The following is a 22,657-nucleotide window of genomic DNA, read 5'->3' on the forward strand; positions in this document are numbered from 1 at the left end:
GCCTTTCGTTAGGCTGGTATGACATGAGCAACACTGAACGCGAAGAAGTTCTGTCCAAAGCCCGTGCTGCCAAGGAAGTCGCGCCCGTTGTGGCGCAGCTGTCCACGCCGCGCAAGAATGAGATCTTGCAGCGCGCAGCCGACAACCTCATTGCCCACACCGAAGCCATTCTCGCCGCCAATAAGCAGGATATCGATGCCGGCCGCGAACGCGGCATGTCCGAGTCCCTTATTGACCGCCTGTCTCTCGACGCCGCGCGCGTGGAAGGCATTGCCGGCGGCCTGCGCCAGGTAGCTGGCCTGCAGGACCCGGTAGGGGAGATCCTGCAGGGGCGCACCATGGATAACGGAATCCAGATGAAGCAGGTGCGCGTGCCGCTCGGTGTCATGGGCATGGTCTATGAGGCCCGCCCGAACGTCACCGTGGACGCCTTCGGTTTGGCCATCAAGTCCGGCAATGTGCCGCTATTGCGTGGCTCCAAATCCGCCCGCAACTCCAACACCAAGCTGGTAGAAATCTTGCAGGATACCCTCGTTGAGTTTGACCTGCCGCGCGAGGCCGTGCAGCTTTTGCCGTGCGAGACGCACGATTCCGTCCAGGACCTCATTACCGCCCGTGGTCTGGTGGACCTGGTTATTCCGCGTGGTGGCGCAAAGCTTATTGAGGCCGTCGTTACCGGCGCCACCGTCCCCGCCATTGAGACCGGCACCGGCAATTGCCACTTCTACGTGGATGCCTCTGCAGACATTGATAAGGCCATCGACATGGTCATCAACGGCAAGACCCGCCGCACCTCCGTGTGCAACTCCACGGAGTGCGTGCTTATCGACGCCGCTTTGGATGACTCCGTCAAGCTCCGCATCATCGCCGCGCTGCAGGATGCTGGCGTGACCATCCACGGCGACGTCGCCGAGCTCGAGGCCTTCGGCGTCAAGGATGCCGTGCAGGCCACCGATGAAGACTGGCGCGAGGAGTCACTATCTATGGATATCTGCGCCAAGGTGGTCGACGGCGTAGATGGCGCCATCGCGCATATCACCGAGTTCACCACTGGCCACACCGAGGCCATCGCCGCGCAAGACGCCGATGTCCTAGTGAAATTCGGCAACGAGGTGGATGCCGCCGCGGTGATGCTCAATGCCTCTACCGCCTTCACCGATGGCGAGGTCTACGGCATGGGCGCCGAAATCGGCATTTCCACCCAGAAGCTGCACGCCCGTGGCCCAATGGCGCTGCCGGAGCTCACCTCTTCTAAGTGGATCCTGCAGGGTACAGGTCAGACCCGTCCATAATTCTCCCCGCCATGATTCGATCTGCTTTCTTCCGTGCCGCCGTCGCCCTAAGCGCCTCGGCGGCGCTTGCCGTTTCTATAGCCCCCGCCGCCGCCACCGCGAATGCTGCCCCGGTCGTGCCCCAGGCAGCAGCACAATCCGCCCCATCGCCGCAGCCTGCTGGGTGTCCCGAGTTCGTTGTTTTGGCTGCTCGTGGCTCCGACCAGAATGAGGAATACGGCGAGTATTTCGGACCGCAGCAGTATTCGCCGCATGCCGCGCCGTCGAATGGCTATGAAGGGGCAAACCTCTCCGCGCTTTTTCATCTAGTGGAAAAACGCCATCCCGGCACGATGGATAAAGTCCATGTCCTCGCCCTTGACCCCCAGGCATACCCGGCGTCAATGAACCTGCCGCCGCTGGCGCAGGAAGGTGAACAGTTGAATCCGCTCCAGCTTATTCGCCGCCTCGGTGGGGTAGTGATGGAGCATCCGTTGCACGAGCTGGCGTATTCGGTCACCGTTGGTTTTGTACATAGTTTGCGCACCGGCATGGCCAACGCTCCGCGCGTGGTGGAAAAGTATGAGCGCGAAACAGGCTGCCAGCCGCGCTATATTACGGCTGGCTACTCCCAAGGCGCCATTGTCGCTACCAGCGCGGAGCGCTACCTTGCACAACGAGGCAAGCTCGCGGGGGCAGTTTACCTGGGCAATCCCCTCAGCCGTCCCCACGGTATGGCGGGCTGGCTACCGCAGCGTTTGCTCTTACAACCTGCGGCATTGCCGGACTCGCGCCGGCTTAACTATTGCTTGGACGGAGACTTCGTTTGCGACCTGAACCTCGCCTCCGCCCACGACGCGTTGGCTACCAAGGCGGCTCGCCATGCTTCTTATTTTGTAGAGCCCTCGCTTGGCGACGCCGCTTTTGCCGACTCCCTCGCCACCTTGCTTACTCCCTCCTCGGCCGGGGACTATAATCACCACCCATGACTAGCCCACAGCGCATTGGCATCATGGGTGGCACCTTTGACCCCATCCACAACGGTCACTTGGTAGCCGCCAGTGAGGCCGCGCATCGCTTTGCCCTCGATAGCGTCATCTTTGTGCCCACAGGTCAGCCTTGGCAGAAGTCTCACCGCGAGGTCACTGCGGCCGAGCACCGCTACTTGATGACGATGGTGGCAACCGCATCCAATCCGCGTTTTACCGTCTCGCGGGTAGATATTGACCGCGAGGGGCCTACCTATACCATCGATACGCTGCGGGATCTGCGTAAGCTTTTCCCAGAAGCGGAGTTCTATTTCATTACCGGCGCCGATTCTCTGGCCTCCATTATGAGCTGGCATAACTGGGAAGAGATGCTGGAGATGGCGCACTTCGTGGGGGTTACCCGCCCAGGATACGAATTAAGCGCTGATATGCTGCCTGCCGATGCGCAAGAGGATATTGACCTCATCGATATCCCCGCCATGGCCATTTCCTCCACCGCGTGCCGCGAGCGCTCTGCCCAAGGCCAGCCCGTGTGGTACCTCGTACCGGATGGAGTGGTGCAGTACATCACCAAAAACAATCTCTACGGTCCCAACCCGGACAAGCCCCTGTAGAAACTTTCACGGCCTTTCCCAGATTTTGGGCACGGGCCTGCTAAACGTGCAAGAATAGATTCTCACTAGAGATAGTTCATTTCGAATGCACTCAGACGCGAAAAGGGAATTTATACACATTGTCTACTTCTGATCTCGCCCGCAGCATGGCAGAAACCGCGGCACACGCGGCGCAAGAAAAGTTAGCCACCAATATCGCGGCTATTGATGTCTCCGATGTCCTCGCAATTACTGAGGTCTTCGTGCTGGCTTCTGCAGATAACGAGCGCCAGGTGGGCTCCATTGTGGATGAAGTCGAAGATGAGATGACCAAGCAGGGCTTTGAACCGCAGCGCCGTGAAGGTAACCGCGAAAATCGCTGGGTGCTGCTGGATTACGGCAATATCGTCGTCCATGTCCAGCGCAATGACCAGCGCGAGTTCTACGGCTTGGACCGCCTTTACCATGATTGCCCGGCACTGGAGATTGAGGGCATCGAAGCCCCGGAGCGTCCGGGCGAATGGACCAATGGCGTCAACCCGCGTGAGGTAGATTCCATCGACGAGCTCCCACTGGCCGATAAGGTCCCAGGTGAGGACGAGGAGCTTTAAACCCATATGAGTCGCCGCCTGATCCTGATCCGCCACGGACAAACTACCTATAACGCCACCGGCCGCATGCAAGGCCACTTGGATACCGAGCTGTCTGAGCTGGGCTATGAGCAGGCCCGCGCTGCCGCGCGCCTGCTCCAGGATCAGGGCGTGTCCAAAATCGTTGCCTCCGATCTCATTCGTGCGAAGGAAACCGCCCGCGTCGTCGCCGAAGCCCTCGGCGTGGACTTCAGCACGGATGCCCGCCTGCGCGAAACTCACTTGGGCCAGTGGCAGGGCAGAACCTCTGCTGAGGTAGATGCGGAGTTTCCAGGCGCGCGCGCCATTTGGCGCCACGATCCCACCTGGGCCCCGCCGGAGGGGGAGTCTCGCGTGGACGTGGCTGAGCGTGCCCGCCCCGTCATCGATGAGCTCATGGAAGACTTTGCCGGCTGGGACGCCGGCCCCGTCCTCATCGTGGCCCATGGCGGGGCCATCTCGGCGCTTACCTGCCACCTGCTTGGCCTTGACCACGCGCAGTACGGGATCCTTTCGGGGCTGAAGAATACCCACTGGTCGCAGCTGACTGCTCGCCCGGACTTTAACCCGGCAGCGCCGCTGTCCTCGCTAGACTTCACCCCAGATAATGTGGGTAATGCCCAGTGGTACTTCGACGGTTGGAATATGGGCGGCGAGGTCACCGGGGATGGCGGGGCGGATATCTAGTGGCGGTTCGCGTCATTACGGATTCCGCTGCGGGCCTGCCCCGGGAGCTGGCGGAGCAGCTATCCATCACCGTCATTGACCTCCACCTCATGGAACGCCACGGCAAGGATGGCTTGGAGCAATCTACTTCGGGATTAAGCGCGCTGGAGCTGGCAGCCGCCTATGGCCGCGAAATGGAGCGCTCTCAGGATGATGGCGTGGTGGCCATACACCTATCCAAAGAGCTTTCTTCCACCTACTCCGCCGCAGTGACTGCTTCGGGCGTTTTCCCGCACACGGTGCGGGTGATTGATTCCGGGTCGGCCGGCATGGCGATGGGTGCGGCCGCCATGTCCGCAGCCAAGGTCGCCTCCCGCGGAGCCGGCTTGGAGGAGTGCTACGCTGCGGCCATGGACACCCTCAAGCGTGCGGCTACCTGGGTGTACCTGCATTCCACGGAGGATCTGCGCCGCTCCGGCCGCCTTTCGCCGGCCACAGCCGTGTTATCTACGGCGCTTTTGGCCACCAAGCCGATCATGTCGATTAACCGCGGCAAGCTGGAGCTGGTGGGAAAAACCCGCACCCAGACCAAGGCTTTTACCAAGCTAGTAGACCTCATTGCCTCCCGCGCCAACGGGAAGCCGGTCTTCGTCGCCATCCAGCACAACCACGCCGAAGGCGCGGCCGCCAAGCTGGAGGCGCTGCTTGAAGCGGCCCTGCCGCAGGGCTCGTCCTTTATCTGCACCCCGCTTAACGACGTCCTCTCCGTCCACGTCGGCCCCTCCGCCATCGGCGTATCTGCGGTGTTTAGCTCGGAGCCTCCCGCCGATCCAGCGCATCCTCACACGCGTGGTCGACCACGCGCCTTCCCACCGCGCCGTTCTGTGGATAACTAGGCCCAGTGCGCCGGGTTCGTTGACGTCCCCAACAAGTTATCCACAGCCCGCCTTCGCTGTACCTACTGCCTTAGCGCCCACGGCTTTATTCTCAGCGCCATGGCGGCACCCAAGATTAGCGAACGACTCCGCGAATTTACCCAACCCACCGGTGAGGAAGAGCTCCTCGCCGTCGATTATCCTCGCCCGCGTCTGCGCATTAGCCCGTGGCAAGCCTGCGCCGTGGCGGTCATTCTCGTCGTCGGCGTGGTGGCGTGGCTTGGCATCAACGCCCGCTCCGATGAATCCTCGGGCATGCCCGAGCCTGCGGCAATAAGCGGTGATTCTGGCACTGCACCCAGTGCAGAGCCCAGTGAAATCATCGTCTCTGTCATTGGCGAGGTGGCCGAGCCCGGCTTGCAGACCCTCGAGCCCGGCGCGCGCGTCGCCGATGCCCTCGACGCCGCTCAACCCCTTCCCGGTGCAGACACAATCGCGCTCAACCATGCCCAGCGGCTTTCCGACGGCCAGCAGCTCCACATCCTTCCCTCCGGCGCCGCCCCACCTCCCGCACCCGGCGAACCAGCCCCATCCGGCGGAAACGGCATCAGTACCGGCGGCGTGAGCCTGAATAACGCCACCGCGGAGGAACTTACAGAACTCAAGGGCGTTGGTGAGGTCACCGCGCAAGCTATCGTGGCGTACCGCGAGGAACATGGCGGCTTCCAAGATATTGAGGAATTACTCGAGGTCACCGGCATCGGACCGGCGAAGCTAGCGCAGCTTAAAGACCAGGTCCAGCTCTAAGCTGAGTACGAGCACGCGATGCGAGAACTGCGGCTCGTCCCCGGCGCGGCCACCGCTTGGCTGGCTGTCGTTGCTGTGCTGCTAGGCGGCCGTGGCTGGGCAATCTTTATCATTGCGGCGGTCGTCGGGTGCTGCCTGATCGCCCGCCAATGGGGCCAAGCGCTATTTTCCGGAATGGTCGCGACAGCCGCGGCGCTGGTTGCCGCGGTGCGCCAGGCCCGTGCCGCTGCGTTCGACCTCGGCACCGAGGTTACCGGCCGCCTGACCACCGCGCCGACGCAGACCAGCACGGGCGGCTGGCTGCTGCGGCTTAAGGTGCCGGGCTACCCGACTCAACTGCCGGTCTTTAGCTCGGAACCGGTCCCGGCCGCTGCGGGCGCCGAACTCACGGCCAGGGTGGAGGTGAGGGAGTCGGATAGGGCGGGCGTCGGAAAGCTCAGCGCCACTGCCACAGACGTGCAGGTAACCGGTGAGCCCGAAGGCCTAGCCGGCTGGGCGGCCCACGTGTCCGACACATTTCGCGCTCTGGTTGTAGATACCGTCGGTCCTTCCAGCCAGGGCCTGATTCCTGGCATGGTGCTCGGCGATACTAGCCTGCAAAGCTCTTCAGAGCGCGACCTGTATATCATCACCGGCCTTTCGCACTTAAGCGCAGTTTCCGGTGCAAATGTCGCCATCGTGTGCTCCGCCGCAGCCATGGTCTGCGCCGCCTTCGCGCTGGGGCCACGCGCCCGCGTGGCCGCCTCCCTGTGCGCCCTGGCCACCTATGTTGTGCTCGTGGGCTTTGAACCCTCCGTCCAGCGCGCGGCCGTCGCTGGGGTAGTGGGCCTGCTCGCCGTGCTCAATTCCACGCGCATGGAGCCGATTCATGCCTTAAGCCTCGGCATTATCGCCTTGCTCTTCGTGGATTCCGACCTCGCCGTGCACTTTGGCTTCGCCCTTTCCTGCGCGGCGACGCTCGGCATCGTGGCGCTTAGCCCGCTCATTTATAAACACTTGGCCACAACCGGCTGGCCCGCCATTTTTCTGCGCGCGGTCGCTGTGGCCATTGCCGCCGATATCGTTACCCTGCCGCTAGTCGCACTCATGTCCGGCGAAGTCTCCGTGGTCTCCGTGTTGGCCAATATCCTGGTTGAGCCCGCCACCGTGCCGATTACCATCGTGGGGCTTATCGCCGCCGTCTTAGCCCAGCTCGGTCCACTCGATGTGCTAGGTGCGGGCTTGCTGCGCCTTATAGAACCCTTTTCGTGGTGGATTAATACCATCGCCCACGGCGTGGCCCACCTTCCGGTGGTCACCATCCCCGCTAGCCCGCTTTTTACGCTGCTGGCCTACGCCTGGATCATTGCCGGCCTCCTCTATCACCGCCCCTGGCTGACTCTGGCGCTGACGCTAGCGGGCATCGCCTGGCTCGGTGTGGCGGCAGGTTAGAATGGCGAGCATGCCTCCAGTACACCTCATCCTCGGCGACGATGAATTCCTCACCGAACGCGCCCGCCTGCAGATTCAGCGTGCCGCGGCCGAGGAGAGCGGCCCAACCGGTGCTCGCCCCGAGCTGACCAAGCTTAAAGCTTCCGAAGTCTCCGAGGGCGAAATCCTCGAGGCCACTAGCCCCTCTCTTTTTGGAGATAGTCGCGTCATCGTCATCAGTGACTGCGAGCGAGCCGGCAAGGAAGTAGTCGATATCATCCTGCGTGCCTGCGCGAACCCCGCGCCGGGCATGACCATGGTCATCATTTACTCCGTGACGGCCAAGACCCTAAAGAAAAAGAAGAAGCAACCTGAACTGGTGGCCAAGCTGCGCAAGATTGCCGAGGTTCACGAAGTCTTCTCGCTCTATCCCAATGAGCTGGGGCAGTGGGCCACCCGCGAATTCTCCTCCCACGGTGTGCGCCCGACCCCGGACGTCATCCATGCCGTGCTCGAAGGCGTGGGCTCTGACCTACGCGAGCTGGCCTCTGCCATCTCCCAGTTGGTGTCCGATACCGGCGGCAACGTCACCCGCGAGGCCGTGCAGAACTACTACGTCGGCGTGGCCGAGGTTGCCAATTGGGATATTGCCGATGCCGCCGTTGCCGGCCGCGTCGAAGCCGCCGTGTCCACCTGCCGCCGCGCCCTGCAGCTTGGCGCCAGCCCCGTGGCGATTGCCGCAGCGCTAGCCAATAAGGTCGGAGCCGTAGCCCGCCTGTATTCCGCCCGCGGGGACCAGTATTCTTTAGCTAGCCAAACCGGCCTAGCGCCCTACGTGGTCAAGATGACCCAGCCGGTGGCTCGCCGCTGGTCCGCCGATAATGTCACCAAGGCCGTCATCCTCGTCTCGGAACTCGATGCCGCCGTCAAAGGCCAAGGCGGTGAGCCCGAATTCGCCATAGAGGCGGCCCTCAAACGAGTCGCGGAACTGGCGCGATAAGCTAGAAGCTATGTCTGAGACGCAAGTGCAGGAATTCGCCGGTCGGCTCTTTGACATGGCACGCGAGGGCAGCTTGGACCTCCTGGCCTATATCGACCACGGCGTAAATATTGACCTCGTGAACCAGGACGGCCAGTCCTTCCTCATGCTCGCGGCCTATCACGGCCACGCCGAGCTGGTTACCGCACTTGCTCGCGTCGGCGCGGACGTTAATCTGCTCAATGACCGCGGTCAATCACCCCTGGCCGGTGCCATTTTCAAAAAGGAAGATGCGGTCATCGACGCCCTCTTGGCCGCCCACGCCGACCCTGCCGCCGGCCATCCCTCCGCGCTGGAGTCTGCCCGCATATTTGGCCGCGAGGACCTTATCCCGCGCCTAGAAAGCGAGGCAGGGGAGTGACCTGGACGTCCTTTTTCACCCTCTTGTTGATGAATCTGGTGGGCGTCGCTTCGCCCGGACCCGACATTATTTTGGTGACCCGCTACGCCACCCGCTCGCGGCGCCACGCCATAGCCGCAGCCGCCGGCATCCAAATCGGCGTGCTCTTTTGGTGCACCGCCACCGTTTTCGGCGCCGCAGCGCTGCTGACGGCTTTTCCGGAAATTTTGGGAGCGGTTCAGGCCGTTGGCGGCTGCTTCCTGGTGTTTATGGGTTCGCGCGCCTTGCGCAGCGGCATCGCCCAGCGCGCCAACCCGCCGGTGGATCTGGAAGACGCCGCCGCGCAACTCGGGCGCCTACGCTCTGCCTTCAAGGTCGGATTAGCCACGAATATGTCCAACCCGAAAATCGTGCTTTTCCTCGCCGCGATGATCGCCCCGCTGCTTCCCGCCAGCCCTCCCATCTGGTTGGCCATCGGGTTGACGCTGTCCTTATCGCTTTCGGCCTTCCTCTTTTTCCTCGTCGTTGCCACAGTAATTTCTACCAACGCCGTGCGCCGCAAGCTCATCGCCGCTGGTCCGTGGATCGATATCGGCTCGGGCCTGTTTTTCATTATCGCCGGCATCGTCCTTATTGTCTCCGGCGCGCAGAACCTCCTGCACTAAAACAGCCGCGGCATTCCCTCCGCCACCGTGTCGAGCACCCACTGGGTCCAGCGGGCGACGGTGGAGGCGCGCCGCCGGGACGTCGCTAAGCTCAGGCCCAGGTCATCCATCGCCGCAATAATTTCCGCGGTGCTGGCGACCGCGCCGCGAGCCAAGCTGAGTTCGAGCACCTCGCGAAATACCCGCCGCGCCGCCAACGTCCGTATAAGCGCCGCATTTCGGGCATCGCGCTGCGGCTGCTCGATAATTCTCCTCCCGCGCTCGGTGGGCTCCCAGGCCTCATCCACCGGCACCGCCAACCCCAGGTAGCGCGCGGCGTTGGCATAATAGTCCGCCTGCCGCGGATCGAAATCATAGCGCTGAGTAATCTCTGCCTTACTCAGCGGCTGCAGCGCCATGAGCTCCAAGAGGTTGACCACCCGCTCAAAGTTATTGGCCTGCGGAAAGGGCACCTCCGGCTCGACGTCGGGCTCCACCGCCCGAACGATATCCAGCGATGCCTGCGCATCCAGGTGCGAGGCCGACAGTGCGTAGCGGGCGCTATCGACCAGCGCAATGCTGCGAAAATCGGCCGGATCCCTAAATTCATAGCGGTATAGGTGGAAAATGCCATTGGAATACACCAGGTAAACCGGTACCACTTCCTTTGCCAGGCGCTGTTGGAAGCGCCGGTAGGGAAAATATAGCTGCCGGATATTGAAATCATCCGAGAGGTGATTTTTCGCCTCCACCAGCACTAGATGCTCGAGCGATTCAAAACCGCCGTCGATTTCCATCTGTGCGCGGTCCACCGCCACCTCCACGCCCAGGTCCGGTAGCCGCACCTGCATCTCGCGCGTGGACATGCGGCCTGCCACCGTAGCTTGCAAAGGCCCGCAGGCCAGAAAGTCTTCTAGCATCCCGCTTGCCGACGCCCCATTTAACGCCACCGCCTCCGAGCTCACCCCCTCCAACGAGAGGGTATCTAGACCCGCTGGCAGCTGCAGCGTACGTACCTCCCCGCGCTGTGCCTGCGGAAACTTCTCGTAGAGGTTGAACCGGCCCACCAAGTATTCGCTGCGGCTTACCGGCACGATGCCGAGCTGCAGGCGCTGAAAGATCCAAGGCCGCGAGGTGGAAAAATCATGCTTGGCCATCAACCGTGGCTGCCGAGCAGAGATTTTCTCCACTTCCCGCGCGCTGATGAAAAAATACCCGCGCCGTTCCAATTCTTCGCCGTAGCCAGCCGCCAAGATGCGCAGCCAACCCCAGTCATTAACGCCTAGCTTCACCGACTCCGGAACGCCAAAACGTGCCCGCAGCTCCTCCTGCAGCTCCCGCCCCGCGTGCGCCTTCGGCCCGCTAGTCACCGCTGACCTCATAATTGCGCACCAGTACCTCATCGACCTTGCCGCGCTTCGAAGCGACGGAATTGATCGCCCGCGTTGCCCCCACGATGCCTACCTCATAATCCGCATAGAGCTCTCGGATGAACTCGGTGGCCGAATTCGACAGCAGAAACTTTGCCCCGCGTTCGTCCAACTCATCGCAGACCTCTTTGAGCCGTTCTTGCTCCGCGCGGTCAAAGCCGCCCTTTTGATAGCCGGTAAACGAGCTCGTCACATTGACTGGGTCATAGGGCGGGTCGAAATAGACAAAATCGCCTTCGCCTGCTTCTGCCACCGCTGCGGCGAAATCGCCTTGGGAAAAGATCACCTCATTTTCCGCAAAATAGCGGTGCACCGCACGCAGCGTGTCTTCATCGCAAATGGTGGGATTCTTATAGCGCCCGAACGGCGCATTAAATTGACCTGCCGTATTCACGCGATACAGACCGTTATAGCAGGTGCGGTTGAGATACAGCGTTCGTGCAGCACGCTCGATGGGGGAGAGGGCGGCAAACCGCTTCGCATCCCTGTCCACTGCGCGCAGCGCATAGAAGAACTCCGCCTCATTGGGATAGCTCACGAGTTCTGCAATGAGCTCGTCGACGCCGCCGCGTACCACCTCATATAGGTTGATGAGCTCAGCATTGAGATCATTGACCCGTGCGCTTGCTGGTTGGAGCGAGAAAAGCACCGCGCCGCCACCGATGAAGGGCTCATAAAACCGCCGCGGGACATCCGCCGGTAGGGCGGCGTGGATATGTGGCAAGAGCTGGCGCTTTCCGCCCGCCCATTTCACCAGTGGCTTAACGTTTTTCATCGTTGACTCATCTTAGCGGCCCTACCCGACACGAGCACCATTGGGCTTTCGAACGTGCGGGCGGATAACTGGAGCGGAGGGCTGGCCGTACAGGTACTTTGGTTGTCTAACATCACAGCTTTGTTAAATAGTTCTATGACGGGCCTAAACGTACGGCCATGCCGGTAGTAAATTCTTCCCGTGCGCACGGCTGTTTCCATAGTCGAATATTAGGTAATAAAATCACCCCAAACGCCTTAGTTTGTAGGGAAATACCATTTTCACCTAAAGATTTAAGGGTTTAGAAAACGAAAGTAAGGCCCTTAGAGCGTCGGGACAGAAAGGGGCATTTATGCCGCGTATATCACAAATCCGAGTCGCTGCGCTCAACCTCGTCATCGAAGCCGGATACGGCGGGTTTACTATGGAGGAACTCGCCCAAAAGGTAGGCGTTTCCCGCCGTACCCTTTTTAATTACATAAAAGACAAAGAATCGGCAGTTTTAGGTCCCGAATTTTCGGAGGAACTAGAGCACCAATTTCAGAATTTCGCCGCCGGACTGCCCACCGGAAGCCTGCGCGAAGATTCTGAAATCGTGGCCAAAGCCGTATTTGACCGCGCCGTGGGTGATGAGTTCTTCCCCGAAATTTCCCAGCTGACGGCCAAGGCACTAGCTAAGGATACGAAGCTGCGTGCCCTGTATTACCAGCGCAATAGCCGCACTATTGAGCGCCTCCGCCAAGCCGTGCAGGCCCGTGAGGGTTGGAAATCCTCCGATCCGCGCCTCACGCCGACCGTCAACATCATCCACACCCAGTTTCTGACCGCCTTCGAGATTTTTGTGGAAACCCGTGGAGGAACGTCGCTTAGTGAAGCCTTCCGCAACGCCGGCGCCATCTTCGAAGATTATTTCAACGACGAACTGGCCTAAGCCTCACTGCTCGGGTCTACGCTAAGAAAATCCCCCGGTGCGCTCCGTAGAGTGCGACCGGGGGGATTGTCAGTGCAATGGCTCTTAGTCCATCTTATTGAACGCGGAAGCCATGCCGGACTTCTTGTTGGCTGCAGTGTTGCGGTGGAAGACACCCTTGGACACGGACTTGTCCAGGGCGCGAGATGCCACGCGCAGCTGCTTCTCAGCTGCAGCCTTGTCGCCAGTGGCAACGGCCTCGCGGAACTTGCGGATCTCGGTACGGACGGCGGAGCGAACGCCCTTGTTGCGGCGGCGTGCCTTCTCGTTGGTGATAACGCGCTTCTGCTTGGACTTGATATTTGCCATGAAAAGATACCTCTTAGTAATCGAAAGTGATTGACATAGAAACCGACCTGCTCGGACTATTCCCGCGGCCAGCAATCGCTGGCACGCTCGGCGCTGGTATTCGAAGAGCGAACCCAAGGTCCTGCCCGCCCCGACCAACGCGCCCGGCAAGTAAGTAACCAACATACAATAGCAGTACCGAACCCGACCTGCCAAAACTCTCAGCATGGTCGCCGTCTGTGCGACTGGTTAGGCCCAGTGGTAGCGCGCGCGTAACCTATTCGCGATTCTTTCGAACCGGCGTTCGGGAAAAAGTGTGCCTTGTCGGCGCACCTGCTCTTCGGAAACCTCCAGCAAGCGGTCGAGGCGCACCCAGCAATCGCACCCGGATTCGTCCCACTCGCCGGCGCCGATTTCCAGCCAGGCGTCGTCAAGCGCATGCTTCGGGTTGGGGGAGATAAGCAAACCCATCACCGTGGTGCGCGTGCGGCCGACAACCAGGATGGCGCGCTCACGCGGCGGGGCCTGCTTGCCTTCGGCCGGGGCCCATACCCAGACCACCTCGCCGGAATCAGCCTGGCCATCCATATCGGGGGAGAAAAATATGGAGCGGGGGTGAGAGGCGGTGGCCTCGACTCGGATATCAGCGGCCTTACGCGGCTCGTGGAACTCGTCCGACCTATCCAGCCCCAACCGGGAATTAATGCGGGTCAGGCCGGTGTCTATAGGCTCGCGCTCGCTGATTCCCAGCGCTTGGCGCAGTCGGGTGAGCATGGCGCTTTTCATGTCGACTATTGTAGACGTATGTCTGAAAACTTTGCGGCCACGACGTTTACGGATCCCGCCCGAATCCGAAACTTCTGCATTATTGCTCACATCGACCACGGCAAGTCGACGCTGGCGGACCGCATCCTGCAGCTATCCAAGGTGGTTGCGGAGCGCGATATGCGTGACCAGTTCCTCGATAATATGGACATCGAACGCGAACGCGGTATCACCATTAAGGCGCAGAACGTACGCCTGCCCTGGGTACCCCAGTCCGGTCCGGACGAAGGGGAGCAGATCGTCCTCCAGATGATCGATACCCCCGGCCACGTGGACTTTACCTACGAGGTCTCCCGCGCCCTCGAGGCGTGTGAGGGTGCCATCTTGCTTGTCGACGCCGCCCAGGGCATCGAAGCCCAAACCCTTGCCAACCTGTACCTGGCGATGGAAAACGACCTGGAAATCATCCCGGTCCTCAATAAAATCGACCTGCCGGCCGCCGACCCGGAAAAGTACGCGCTGGAAATCGCCAATATCATCGGCTGCGAGCCAGAAGAGGTCCTGCGCGTATCCGGCAAGACCGGCGAGGGTGTGGTCGAGCTGCTGGACAAGGTCTGCGAGTTGGTGCCGCCGCCGTCCTCCGAGTTCGACGCGGATGCGCCGGCCCGCGCCATGATTTTTGACTCCGTCTATGACACCTACCGCGGCGTTGTCACCTATATCCGCATGGTCGATGGCAAGCTCACCCCGCGCCAGAAGGTCACCATGATGTCGACCAACGCTAACCACGAGCTGCTCGAAATCGGCATCGTGTCCCCCACGATGCAAAAGTGTGAAGGCTTGGGCCCCGGCGAGGTGGGCTACCTCATTACCGGCGTAAAGGACGTGCGCGAGACCAAGGTGGGCGATACCGTCACTTGGTCCAACGGCGGCGCCGAAACTCCGCTTAAGGGCTATAAGGACCCGGACCCAATGGTCTATTCCGGCCTTTTCCCCATCTCCCAGGCCGATTTCCCAGACTTGCGCGATGCTTTGGAAAAGCTGCAGCTTAACGACGCCTCCTTGACCTTCGAGCCCGAAACCTCCGTCGCCCTCGGCTTTGGTTTCCGCTGCGGGTTCTTGGGCCTATTGCATATGGAAATTACCCGCGACCGCTTGGAGCGCGAGTTCGGTCTCGACCTAATTTCCACCGCGCCGTCGGTGACCTACCGCGTGGTGGCCGAAGACGGCGAAGAAAAGTGGGTTCACAACCCGTCGGACTGGCCGGAAGGAAAGCTTAACGAGGTCTACGAGCCGGTGGTGAAGATGACCGTCATCGTGCCCGAGCAATTCGTCGGCCCCACCATGGAGCTCTGCCAGTCCAAGCGCGGCCAGATGGGCGGCATGGATTACCTTTCCGAGGACCGCGTGGAACTGCGCTACACCATGCCGCTTGGTGAAATCATCTTCGACTTCTTCGATATGCTCAAGTCCCGCACCAAGGGCTACGCCTCGTTGAACTATGAAGAGGCCGGCGAGCAGCTCGCGGACTTGGTCAAGGTCGATATCCTGCTCAACGGCGACCCGGTCGACGCCTTCTCCGCCATCGTCCACCGCGATTCCGCCCAGTGGTACGGCAATAAGATGACCAAGAAGCTTAAAGAGCTCATCCCGCGCCAGCAGTTCGAGGTGCCGGTGCAAGCGGCCATTGGTTCGAAGATCATTGCCCGCGAGAACATCCGGGCCATGCGCAAGGACGTGCTGGCCAAGTGCTACGGCGGCGATATCTCCCGTAAGCGCAAGCTGCTGGAGAAGCAGAAGGCCGGTAAGAAGCGCATGAAGACGCTGGGCTCCGTCTCGGTGCCGCAAGAGGCTTTCGTGGCTGCGCTGTCTACCGACGCCGACGATTAACCCCGTACCCCCTATTGGCAAAGTGGAGCCGAATAGATTCTTAACATTTCGTTAACGGCTCCCGGGGTGCGGCCGGCAAAAGTTCAAAGTGAGCTGCTTCTATAGGGCGTCCCCACGGCCGGGGACGCCCTTTTAATCTAGTTGCAGTCGGTGTTTTGGCGGCGTTAAATTTCGATTCGAAAGCGACCGATGACTCGCCTGGTGAGCCACAGCCACTTTCGACCTGCCCCGCAAATTCTTGACCAAGGTTGGATTTTTAATGAAGCTTCGCTCTCGCGCTGTGGCCCTTTGCGCCGCCGCAGCCGCCACTACGTCCCTTGTCCCCGGCGTTGCCCAGGCAGCCACCACGACCCCAATTGAACACGTCGTTGTCATTTACTCGGAGAATATTTCCTTCGACCACTACTTTGGCACCTACCCAAACGCCCTGAATAAGGACGGCGAAAAGCTGCAGGGCAGCGACAAGGACGCCCCAAAATTTACCGCCAAGAAAGACACCCCCAAGGCGAAAAACCTCGAAAATGATGGCGTAATGGGGAACAAGAACCCCAACTCCGTCAAGCCTTTCCGCATCGGGCCAGACCATGCAGTAACTACGGACCAGAATCACCACTACGGCGATGAGCAGGCCGCATACAACGGCGGCAAGATGGACAAGTTCCCGGAGACTGTATCCACCGACATCGATAAGTCTTCCAACGGCTATTATGCCGTTCCAGGCATGACTATGGGCTATTACGACGGCAATACCGTCACCGGAATGTGGAACTACGCGCAAAACTTTGCGATGAACGACAATAGTTACTCCACTATCTTCGGCCCATCCACCCCAGGCGCGCTGAATCTGATTTCCGGAACCGTGGCCGGCGGGACCATGCATGACCCAGCCACGGGCGAGCAGAAGAAGATCGAACCTGGCAAGAACCACGCCCTCGCTGGGGTATCCGAAGATGGCAAGACCGCCACTGTTGTCGGCGACCCAGATCCGCTTTACGACGACTGCTCGAATAACTCTTCCGCCGGCACCAACCAGGTCACCGCGATGCACTCCAAGAACATCGGTGACCAGCTCAATGACAAGGACGTCACTTGGGGCTGGTTCCAAGGCGGCTTCCGGCCAACCGAGGAAGCTACAGACGACGCTCGCGCACGCTGCGGCGCCTCCCACACCACGCTGACCGGCCAGAACAAGACGGACTATAACCCGCACCACCAGCCGTTCCAGTACTACGCTTCCACCGCGAATCCGCACCACTTGGCGCCGTCGAGCGATGACATGATCGGCAAGACTGACCGCGCCAATCACCAGTACGATCTGCAGGACTTCGATACCGCTCTGGAGCAGGGCAACCTGCCGGCCGTGTCCTTCCTGAAGGCTGCCAACTACCAAGACGGACACGCCGGTTACTCCAACCCGCTAGACGAGCAGGCCTTCATCACCCATTACATCAATGAGCTGCAAAATTCCCCAGAGTGGGATTCCACCGCGGTCGTTATCGCCTACGATGACTCCGATGGCTGGTACGACCACAAGGCCCCAGAAATCCGCAATGGTTCCAATGACCCGCACCAGGACAAAGAAATCTGCACCGCCGCCGCAGCAAAAGTAGGCGTTGCCGGCGGAAAGGACGGCCAGTGCGGGCCGGGTACCCGCCAGCCTTTGCTGGTTATCTCCCCATACGCGAAGACTAACCACATCGACTCCACTTACACCGAGCAGACTTCCGTCACCAAGTTCATTCAGGACAATTGGGGACTCGGCCGTCTAGGGGGCATTGCCTTTGACGAGCGCGCCGGCGAGCTCAACAACATGTTTGACTTCAACGCCGCCCACAAGGCCCCGAAGCTTTTCTTGAACGAGACCGACGGTACCGTGGCCAAGGACTACGCCTCCATTGAAAAGGTGGATAATTCCTCCCGCGCCGGCACCAACCTCAAGGACGTCGTCGAGGGCATGGACGACCCCAAGGTCACCGAACAGGGCGTTCCCGACATCACCAAGCTGCACCAAGATGCGAAGCCACAGCCCGGTGCGAATAAGCCCGATAATTCGAGTTCCAGTTCTTCCGCTGGTTCTTCTAAGGGCGGTATCATTGCGGCTATCCTTACGGCTCTGGGCGTCGGCGCAGGGGTTGTTGCTTGGTACATGAATGGCCACCCCGGCCTAGATCTGAAGAAGCTGCAAGATTTTAAGCTCCCGCCATTGCCCAACCTCCCGTTTTAATCAATGAAAACCTTCCATTTTGCCACCGCCGCGGTGCTTGCCATCGCGGCCATAGCTCCTACTGCCGTCGCCCAAAGCTCCTTGAGCTCTCTCGGTTCTAGCTCGTCTAGCTCGCGAGACTCGCGGCCGGCGGCGTCGACAAGCAAAAGCACGAAGCCGAAAGAACCACAGCTGAATGTGCGCGACGTGTATTCATGTCCTACGCCGGAGAAGGTACAGGGGCAGGCATCGTGGAAGGTCTATAACACCTCGGGGCTTGCGCTCACCGTCTACGTGGCAGATGATGCGGGCAACGCCTACCAGGTCCTCGAGCGTGTAGGCACCCCAGCCAAGCGCGCCTGGGCCCCGAAACTGCAGGACGGCACATACCACCTCACCTGCGTTTTCCACAATGATTCGGCCGTGAAATCTGATGATTTTGCGGTCACCGGTTCCACCATCACCGATGCTCCCAAGATGGTCCCCATTACTGACCGCGAGGTCGCGGCCGTGGCCATTCAGCAAGCGGACAGGCAGAAAAAGCGTGTGCCCGAGCTACAGAAGAAAGCCCACGCTCTTGCTAAAGCCACCTCGAAAGATCGCCGCGCTGCCCAAGCGGCCTACCTTGACTACCTCGAGACCTACCGATCCTTCGACGATTCCAGCGAGATGTGGCCGGGGCCCGGCTTGGAGGGATACATGGACGTCGAAAAGCTGCTGTGGTCCAGGCGCCCCGTCAAGGATGCGGCGAAGCCTGCCCGCGCGCTTGCCGACGCCGTCGATAAAACCGCCCGCGCCCTCGATACCTCCCATTTCGCCATTCCCGCCCCCGACTACGGGCTGCGCACCCATGAAGTAATGGAGGAATTCGAGCGCTTCGATATGCGCGGCGAACGCGATTTCGGCGCCCATGCCCTGCCCACCGTGCTGCGTGGCGATGTCATTTCAACCCGGCTGACGCTGGATGCCGTCCGCTCCCTTGTCGAGGGCCGTGGGCTCGATACCTCGCCCATCTATGAGCAGCTGGATGAGCTTGACAAGCTCGCCGCAGAGTTCGATAAAAAATATGACACCGCTTTTGATAAGTGGTCCCAGAAGGACCGGATGCGTGTGCAGTCCGCCGTCGCGCGTGCCAATGAACTGCTTGCCCCTGTCGCCACGATGACCGTAGTCAGAAGGATGGATTAGTGCCCTGCCCGTTTAATTTTTCCCGCCGCTCGTTCCTCTCTGGGCTCGCGGCCACCGCCGCGCTTTCTGGCCCGGCAGCAGCTGCCAATGCGCAGTCCAGCCTCGCGGGCTCTTCCTTTGGTTCCTCTAAGCGAAGCGAAGGCGCTGCTGACCATGCTTCTCCATCGCCGCGCACCGAGGCGGACGCTCCGCTCGAACTTCCTTTCCACGGCGAGCACCAGCAGGGGATCGTGACCCCAGCCCAAAAGTATTCCGAGGTCGTCGCCCTCGATGTACAGTTCACCGAGAAATCGCGCTTAGAGAAGTTGCTTCGCACCGTGACTGAGCGCGCCCGCATTCTTACCTCCGGCGGCGCTACTGCGGCCGATGGCATTGGCTATCCCGCCGGCGATTCCGGGGAGCTAGGACCGCAGCTTCCCACCGATAGTTTGTCCATTACCCTCGCAGTGGGCAATTCGCTTTTCGACGACCGCTTCGGTCTTAAACCCCACAAACCCGTCCACTTAAGTTCCATGCAGGCTTTCGCCGATGACACGTTGGAGGAGGAGCTATGCCACGGCGACCTCGCCCTGCAGATTTGCGCCGACCAGCACGACACCGTCATTCACGCGCTGCGCGATATCTTGCGGCACACCCGTGGAGATGTGGCCGTGCGTTGGCGCCAAAACGGTTATATGAATGAACCGCGGCCGTCTGGCACCCAGCGCAACCACCTTGGGTTTAAAGACGGCATCGTCAATCCAGCCGAAAAGGATCAGGACAAGCTGGTTTGGGCCGGTACGGACGAGCCGGACTGGGCCGCCGGCGGCAGCTATATGGTGGTTCGCCTCATCGCTATGTATACGGAATTCTGGGATCGCATCTCCATTGCTGAGCAGGAGCAAATCTTCGGCCGCGACCGTGCAACCGGTGGCCCGCTTTCCGGTGGCGACGAATATGCCGAGCCCAACTACCTCGACGATGCCACCGGCGATGTCATTCCCACCGACGCGCATATTCGCCTGGCGAATCCGCGTACGCCAGAAACCGCGGACCAGCTCATGCTGCGCCGCGCCTATAACTACGACAATGGCGTGCGCGATAACGGCACCCTCGATGTCGGTCTCGTCTTTATCTGCTTCCAGCAGGACTTGGAGCGTCAGTTCATTACGGTGCAAAAGCGCCTCGAAGGTGAACCCCTAGCGGACTATATCCGACCCTATGGTGGTGGCTATTTTTATGCTTTGCCCGGCGTCGCTGATGACTCCGACTTTTTCGGCCGCTCCCTCCTCCAAGCCTAGAAATGCTTCACCGACTCGCACTGTGCGGGAAAGCCGTGTGATCTGGGAAGCGTCCGCCCAAAAAATGAGGGCAGGGTCTTCAGCTTGAATTGGCCCACGGCGGGACCCAGACTATTCGGCCCCGCCGCCGCGCTAACCGGCCGCGCACCGGCGGGGCGTTCGGGTCATCGTCATTGACGCCGTTGTGGTACGGACACGCCACACTGAGATTCGCCATATTGGTCTCGCCGCCGTGTTTCCACGCCCGCAGATGATGAATCTGGCACTTATCTGCCGGATAATTGCACTCGGCCCACGGGCACGTGGGGTTTTCCGCGCTCGCCATCAGCCGCTGCTTGTCCGAGGCATGCCGCGAGGTGCGATACAGGTTCACCGGTCCCTCATAGGGATGGACGAGCGTGACAAGTCCGCAGTCGGCAAGGCGCTTTTCCACCAGTTTGGCACCGCTGATTTCGGCCCCATTGGTCAACCGCAGCGTAATTTCCTCGCCTCCACCGTCGAGGATTTCATCTAATTCATCGAGCTGGATGATGATATTCGTCATCGCGGCAGGGCGAGCCGTGGCCCCGCCGCGGAAGAAAATATTCTCCACGGAATCCAAGGGTTTCTCTTCGCTGATGCTGGCGTGCAGGTCAGCGATGAAATCGGAATCACCGGTAATCGAAAGCGTCGACGGCCCGCCCTTGCGCCGCGTCATCCGCACCCCCTTCTCCGGCTGCCGCGGCGGATACATCTCCTTCAACCGCGTGCGGGCAAGATGCTCCACATCCCGGTCTGTCGCGCACAATTCAGCGCGCAGCGCCCACGCGTCCCGCTTGGATTTCGTGCGGGAGACGTATTTTTCAATGAGTTTCAACGTGGCCAGGCAATGCGTGGTGGCCCGGCACGAGCGCTGCCGGCGGGTGAAGGAGGTGGGGCCAAAGTAGACGTCGGCAAGCGCGAGTAGGCTACGAGCTTCCTGCCGGGGCAGGCCCAGCCGACGCAGATCCGCCTCGCGCACGCCGGAGACCTCGCCGAGAAGCTCCATCGGCGAGGCAAGTTGGCGGGCGTAGTCCTGCAAGCGGGTCATGCCCGTGAGCATAAGACACCCCGCAAGGCCGCAGCAGCGCCCCCGCGTGAGCCTGTGGATAACTCGCCTCTCCCGTCACACCGCCCCCGAACCCACCCGGCAGCCTGTGGATAACCTGCGGTACCCTCGAATGCGAAAGCGAGAAAAGGAGCTCCCCATGTCTGACCCGACCAAGCGAATCCGTCCTACCAACCCCGGACGCCTGGCTGCCCCACGCCAGGCCCAGCAGCTGCCGCCCCTGCCGGTGACACGGGCGCGCATTGGCGAGCGGATGGCCACCGAGGTTTTCCAGGAAATGGGCGAGGGGATGCTCGAGGAGTTGCAGAACTTCCGCCGCGATCTGCACCGCAACCCAGAGATTGGCCTGGATCTGCCGCGCACGCAAAAGAAGGTCTTGGAAGCGCTCGAAGGCCTGCCGCTGGAGATTCACGTGGGTCAGGATCTGAGCTCAGTGGTCGCCGTGCTGCGCGGCGGCCAGCGCGGCGAGCGGCCGGTGTCGGTGCTTTTGCGCGCGGACATGGACGCCCTCGAGGTACGCGAGCAGACCGGCAGCCCGTTTGCCTCGACGAATGGGTATATGCACGCCTGCGGGCACGACCTGCATACCGCCGGACTGGTGGGCGCGGCGCGGATTCTGTGTGAGCATCGGGAGGAGCTGCACGGCGATGTCACGTTTATGTTCCAGCCCGGCGAGGAGGGGCCGGGCGGCGCGTTGCCGATGATTGAAGAGGGCGTGCTCGACGCCGCTGGCCGACGCCCCATTGCCGCCTACGGCCTCCACGTTGGCCCGCAGGACCGCGGTACCTTCCACTATGTGCCAGGCCCGATGATGGCTAGCTCTTCCAACCTGACCATTACGGTGCTGGGCAAGGGCGGGCATGGCTCCCGCCCGCACGATGCTATTGACCCGGTAGCGGCGCTGGCGGAGATTCAAATGTCTTTGCAGACCGCACTGACCCGCCGCTTCGATGCGCTCGAGCCCATCGTTATTACCGTGACTAACCTGTGGGCGGGTGATGGCGCGTATAACGCCATCCCGGAGCGCGCAGCTTTGGGCGCTACGGTGCGCGTGCTGCGGGATGAGAAGATCGACGCCGTGCGGCAGATGATTACGGAGGTCTCCAGCTCCGTCGCTGCTTCGCACAGGTGCACCGCACAGGTGGATTTCGAGGTCTTGTACCCCACCACCAAGACGAATCCGCGGGAAAATCAGTTCGCTGCTACCTTGTGGAGCCAGATGTTTGGCACCGAAAACGTCCAGCCTTTCGATGCCCCGATGATGGCCTCCGAAGACTTCGGCTACGTCCTCGCGCAAGTGCCGGGCACGTTTATGTGGATGGGCACGGCCAATCCAGACAAGCCCGAAAATGAGCGCGAGTGGAACCACTCGCCGATGATGCGCTTTGATGACTCGGTGCTGGGAATGCAGTCCGCGGCACTGGCGGCCGTCGCATTTGAGCGCTTGGCCACCGAAAACGAGCACCCGTCCGCGCAGACGAAGGCCATGCGCGATGCGGCCGGGGTGCAAAAATAATTCATCCCTAGGGATTATGGCCG

22 protein-coding genes are annotated in these 22,657 nt (G+C 61.0%); 17 read left to right on the plus strand and 5 right to left on the minus strand.

All coding sequences use genetic code 11. From position 1 onward, the window contains the following. Positions 1-23 precede the first annotated feature (23 nt). From I6I12_RS03680 to I6I12_RS03730, 11 genes are all read left to right on the plus strand, one after another. Positions 24-1,292, plus strand: coding sequence for a glutamate-5-semialdehyde dehydrogenase (locus tag I6I12_RS03680; protein WP_200288741.1), 1,269 nt, complete (start codon positions 24-26; stop codon positions 1,290-1,292). Between the two features lie 11 nt (positions 1,293-1,303). After that, complete coding sequence (locus I6I12_RS03685; RefSeq protein ID WP_200288742.1) at positions 1,304-2,260, plus strand: cutinase family protein; 957 nt, start codon at positions 1,304-1,306, stop codon at positions 2,258-2,260. Then, a complete protein-coding gene (gene nadD / locus I6I12_RS03690) occupies positions 2,257-2,874 on the plus strand; it encodes a nicotinate-nucleotide adenylyltransferase (protein WP_023020946.1) in 618 nt (205 codons plus the stop codon). The genes I6I12_RS03685 and nadD overlap by 4 nt, the downstream gene beginning before the upstream one ends. A gap of 146 nt (positions 2,875-3,020) precedes the next feature. After that, positions 3,021-3,464, plus strand: coding sequence for a ribosome silencing factor (gene rsfS / locus I6I12_RS03695; RefSeq protein WP_179387589.1), 444 nt, complete (start codon positions 3,021-3,023; stop codon positions 3,462-3,464). Positions 3,465-3,470: 6 nt separating this feature from the next. Then, the gene (locus I6I12_RS03700) at positions 3,471-4,169 is read left to right on the plus strand and encodes a histidine phosphatase family protein (RefSeq protein ID WP_200288743.1); all 699 of its coding nucleotides are present in this window, start codon (positions 3,471-3,473) and stop codon (positions 4,167-4,169) included. After that, the gene (locus tag I6I12_RS03705; protein WP_023020949.1) at positions 4,169-5,044 is read left to right on the plus strand and encodes a DegV family protein; all 876 of its coding nucleotides are present in this window, start codon (positions 4,169-4,171) and stop codon (positions 5,042-5,044) included. The genes I6I12_RS03700 and I6I12_RS03705 overlap by 1 nt, the downstream gene beginning before the upstream one ends. 99 nt (positions 5,045-5,143) lie before the next feature. Continuing rightward, complete coding sequence (locus I6I12_RS03710) at positions 5,144-5,830, plus strand: ComEA family DNA-binding protein (protein WP_200288744.1); 687 nt, start codon at positions 5,144-5,146, stop codon at positions 5,828-5,830. A gap of 18 nt (positions 5,831-5,848) precedes the next feature. Continuing rightward, a complete protein-coding gene (locus I6I12_RS03715) occupies positions 5,849-7,261 on the plus strand; it encodes a ComEC/Rec2 family competence protein (protein ID WP_200288745.1) in 1,413 nt (470 codons plus the stop codon). 1 nt (position 7,262) lies between these two features. Then, on the plus strand, positions 7,263-8,240 hold the full coding sequence (gene holA / locus I6I12_RS03720; RefSeq protein ID WP_200288746.1) for a DNA polymerase III subunit delta: 978 nt from the start codon (positions 7,263-7,265) through the stop codon (positions 8,238-8,240). Positions 8,241-8,250: 10 nt separating this feature from the next. Next, positions 8,251-8,640, plus strand: a complete 390-nt coding sequence (locus tag I6I12_RS03725) for an ankyrin repeat domain-containing protein (protein WP_023020953.1) — start codon at positions 8,251-8,253, stop codon at positions 8,638-8,640. Further along, positions 8,637-9,284, plus strand: coding sequence for a LysE family translocator (locus tag I6I12_RS03730; RefSeq protein ID WP_023020954.1), 648 nt, complete (start codon positions 8,637-8,639; stop codon positions 9,282-9,284). The genes I6I12_RS03725 and I6I12_RS03730 overlap by 4 nt, the downstream gene beginning before the upstream one ends. On the opposite strand, the gene I6I12_RS03735 is transcribed toward I6I12_RS03730, so the two are convergent. Continuing rightward, complete coding sequence (locus tag I6I12_RS03735) at positions 9,281-10,633, minus strand: type II restriction enzyme (protein WP_200288747.1); 1,353 nt, start codon at positions 10,631-10,633, stop codon at positions 9,281-9,283. The two genes, I6I12_RS03730 and I6I12_RS03735, sit on opposite strands and share 4 nt — an antisense overlap. After that, a complete protein-coding gene (locus I6I12_RS03740; RefSeq protein ID WP_023020956.1) occupies positions 10,626-11,468 on the minus strand; it encodes a DNA adenine methylase in 843 nt (280 codons plus the stop codon). The genes I6I12_RS03735 and I6I12_RS03740 overlap by 8 nt, the downstream gene beginning before the upstream one ends. A gap of 331 nt (positions 11,469-11,799) precedes the next feature. Here I6I12_RS03740 and I6I12_RS03745 point away from each other — a divergent pair, with 331 nt between their 5' ends. Further along, positions 11,800-12,378, plus strand: a complete 579-nt coding sequence (locus tag I6I12_RS03745) for a TetR/AcrR family transcriptional regulator (protein ID WP_023020957.1) — start codon at positions 11,800-11,802, stop codon at positions 12,376-12,378. An 84-nt stretch (positions 12,379-12,462) separates the two neighbouring features. Here the strand turns inward: I6I12_RS03745 and rpsT are convergent, their stop codons facing one another. Both rpsT and I6I12_RS03755 read right to left on the minus strand, forming a co-directional pair. Further along, positions 12,463-12,726 (minus strand): 30S ribosomal protein S20, encoded by a 264-nt coding sequence (rpsT, locus tag I6I12_RS03750; protein WP_023020958.1) that lies wholly within the window; start codon positions 12,724-12,726, stop codon positions 12,463-12,465. A 228-nt stretch (positions 12,727-12,954) separates the two neighbouring features. Then, positions 12,955-13,491: a type II toxin-antitoxin system PemK/MazF family toxin gene (locus I6I12_RS03755; protein ID WP_023031165.1), complete on the minus strand. Its 537-nt coding sequence runs from the start codon at positions 13,489-13,491 to the stop codon at positions 12,955-12,957. 18 nt (positions 13,492-13,509) lie between these two features. On the opposite strand from I6I12_RS03755, the gene lepA reads away from it, so the two are divergent. The 4 genes from lepA (at position 13,510) to efeB (ending at position 20,031) form a co-directional block, all read left to right on the plus strand. Next, the gene (gene lepA / locus I6I12_RS03760; RefSeq protein ID WP_023020960.1) at positions 13,510-15,360 is read left to right on the plus strand and encodes a translation elongation factor 4; all 1,851 of its coding nucleotides are present in this window, start codon (positions 13,510-13,512) and stop codon (positions 15,358-15,360) included. Between the two features lie 259 nt (positions 15,361-15,619). Continuing rightward, a complete protein-coding gene (locus I6I12_RS03765) occupies positions 15,620-17,584 on the plus strand; it encodes a phospholipase C (RefSeq protein ID WP_023020961.1) in 1,965 nt (654 codons plus the stop codon). Between the two features lie 3 nt (positions 17,585-17,587). Next, on the plus strand, positions 17,588-18,751 hold the full coding sequence (locus tag I6I12_RS03770; protein WP_023020962.1) for an EfeM/EfeO family lipoprotein: 1,164 nt from the start codon (positions 17,588-17,590) through the stop codon (positions 18,749-18,751). Beyond that, positions 18,751-20,031, plus strand: a complete 1,281-nt coding sequence (efeB, locus tag I6I12_RS03775; RefSeq protein WP_200288748.1) for an iron uptake transporter deferrochelatase/peroxidase subunit — start codon at positions 18,751-18,753, stop codon at positions 20,029-20,031. The genes I6I12_RS03770 and efeB overlap by 1 nt, the downstream gene beginning before the upstream one ends. Before the next feature lie 79 nt (positions 20,032-20,110). Here the strand turns inward: efeB and I6I12_RS03780 are convergent, their stop codons facing one another. After that, on the minus strand, positions 20,111-21,100 hold the full coding sequence (locus tag I6I12_RS03780; RefSeq protein WP_200288749.1) for an HNH endonuclease signature motif containing protein: 990 nt from the start codon (positions 21,098-21,100) through the stop codon (positions 20,111-20,113). 157 nt (positions 21,101-21,257) lie between these two features. On the opposite strand from I6I12_RS03780, the gene I6I12_RS03785 reads away from it, so the two are divergent. Next, positions 21,258-22,634: a M20 metallopeptidase family protein gene (locus I6I12_RS03785; protein ID WP_023020965.1), complete on the plus strand. Its 1,377-nt coding sequence runs from the start codon at positions 21,258-21,260 to the stop codon at positions 22,632-22,634. Positions 22,635-22,657: the final 23 nt, after the last annotated feature.

The sequence above is a fragment of the Corynebacterium kefirresidentii genome (assembly GCF_016599755.1).
Lineage (GTDB): Bacteria > Actinomycetota > Actinomycetes > Mycobacteriales > Mycobacteriaceae > Corynebacterium > Corynebacterium kefirresidentii.